This window comes from Maribacter sp. 4U21 (assembly GCF_002742365.1).
Lineage (GTDB): Bacteria > Bacteroidota > Bacteroidia > Flavobacteriales > Flavobacteriaceae > Maribacter.
On the sequence record NZ_MDGN01000019.1, the window covers coordinates 1 to 891 of the forward strand.

At 48.8% G+C, this 891-nt stretch carries 1 protein-coding gene; it reads left to right on the forward strand.

All coding sequences use genetic code 11. The features are described from left to right. On the forward strand, positions 1–891 hold an 891-nt coding region (locus BFP77_RS03860), incomplete at both ends, for an ATP-binding protein (RefSeq protein ID WP_143751837.1).

Below are 891 nucleotides of genomic sequence, written 5' to 3' on the forward strand. Positions count from 1 at the left end.
TCTTCATCGGTCCAAAAGTAAGTGTCCTCAAAGCTTTGGGAGACAAGATAATGGCCAAAAAAGTGGCCGTGGCCAATAACGTTCCGATCATACAAAGTAGTGACCAAGACCTGAGCACGATGGAAACAGCACTTGGAGAAGCTGAGAAGATCGGCTATCCCGTCATGCTGAAAGCCGCCTCCGGAGGTGGTGGACGGGGAATGCGGGTCATTAGGACCGAGGGGGAACTGCGCAAAGGTTTTCCCGAAGCCAGAAGAGAGTCCTTGTCCGCATTCGGAGATAATACCGTTTTCCTGGAGAAATATGTGGAAAATCCAAAACATATCGAAGTTCAAATAGTTGCGGACTCCCATGGCAACATGGTACATTTGTACGAACGGGACTGTTCCGTGCAACGCCGCTATCAAAAAGTAATCGAATTTGCGCCCTCGTACGGTTTGTCCCAAGTGATAAAGGATAAGTTGTACGCCTATGCACTGGCCATCTGCAAAGCGGTGGACTACAATAATATCGGAACCGTGGAATTCCTGGTCGACGAGGACGATAACATATACTTCATTGAGGTGAACCCAAGGGTACAGGTGGAGCATACCGTGACGGAAATGATTACCAATATCGACCTTATCAAGGCACAACTGTTCATTGCCGGTGGCTTTAAACTTTCCGATACACAGATCAAGATCTATGACCAGGATACCGTGCAGATAGCAGGGGTTGCCGTACAATGTAGAATTACCACGGAAGACCCTGCCAACGACTTTAAACCGGATTACGGGATAGTAACCACGTATAGAAGCGCCGGTGGTTTCGGTATTCGGCTGGATGCGGGAAGCATCTATCAAGGTGTCTCCATATCGCCGTTCTTCGATTCCATGCTGGTCAAGGTCTCCG